This window comes from Bacteroides sp. 51 (assembly GCF_010500965.1).
Classification (GTDB): domain Bacteria; phylum Bacteroidota; class Bacteroidia; order Bacteroidales; family Bacteroidaceae; genus Bacteroides.
In genome coordinates, this window is sequence record NZ_QVMI01000088.1 from 1,115 (window position 1) to 2,200 (window position 1,086).

Genomic DNA, 1,086 nt, shown 5'->3' on the forward strand with positions numbered 1-1,086 from the left:
TGTATATCTGACGTTTTACAATTGTTTTACAGTTGTTCTATTTTTCCGGGATACTTTTTCGTTTTCTATCGCCCGCCCCGGCTGTTAAACGAAGATTTTTCTTCTTTTGGTTATCGCTTCGCCCGCCCACCAGTTTAAAAAAAGAATAAACATGTTTATTTTTCTGTTAAATTTGATCTAATATAACCAGCTGATTACTAACTGGTTCAGTATTTCATTTTTGCTTACTCCGGCACTTAGTAATAGCTGGAATTAGTTGCATAAAAAGAGATATGGAACAAAATGTATGAATATTAGAACTATTTTTGTATACAGTGTAGGACAATGGCTTCTAGGGCTGTTTCTACTATTATTTTCAGTGAAAGGCAATGCGCAGGAATCCACCCTTGGAGATACGGACCGGGGAGGGGTCCTTTTAAAGACCAACCTGTTGCATGATGTAACCTCCACCCTGAACCTGGGTGCAGAGTTTCTTCTTTCCGATCAGTTTTCTTTAGATCTTCCCCTGAGTTATAATCCCTGGAAGCTGGGTTCGGACCGTTACTGGAAACACCTTCTGTTTCAGCCCGAGCTTCGTTACTGGGCGGCGGAACAATCCAAAGGACATTTCTTCGGTCTTCACGCGCATTACGGCACCTATGATGTAAGCCGTTTGCCTGACCTGCTTTTCTCCGGTTATATGGGAGCCCACCGCTTTGATGGTTGGCTGGCGGGAGCCGGTGCCTCTTATGGCTACCGCTGGCAGCTTAATCAAAAATGGGGTTTGGAAGCCACCCTTGGGCTGGGTTACGCATACCTTGATTATGATAAATACGAGGCAGGCAATAGTGAAATGGCTGCTACAGGTACCTATCACTATTTCGGTCCTACCCGGGCGGGAGTAACATTGAGTTATACCCTGGGTAGTTCTGGCCGTTCTTCCAAACGCTTTACCTCCAACCCATTCGGTGGGGGAATGGTCTACGACCCTCCACAAACACTTGCTAACACGCCGCGGGAAAGTCCGGCCAAGCAGACGACACAAACAGCATCACAGGACGTTCCCGCCAAAACCACGGCCGCAGACGGCCTCACTGCGGCTGTGGT

The 1,086-nt window shown here is 46.8% G+C and carries 1 protein-coding gene; it reads left to right on the forward strand.

Translation table 11 applies throughout. The features are described from left to right. Window positions 1–286: 286 nt before the first annotated feature. A partial coding sequence (locus D0T87_RS23610; RefSeq protein WP_163178618.1) for a DUF3575 domain-containing protein occupies window positions 287–1,086 on the forward strand: 800 nt, incomplete at its 3' end.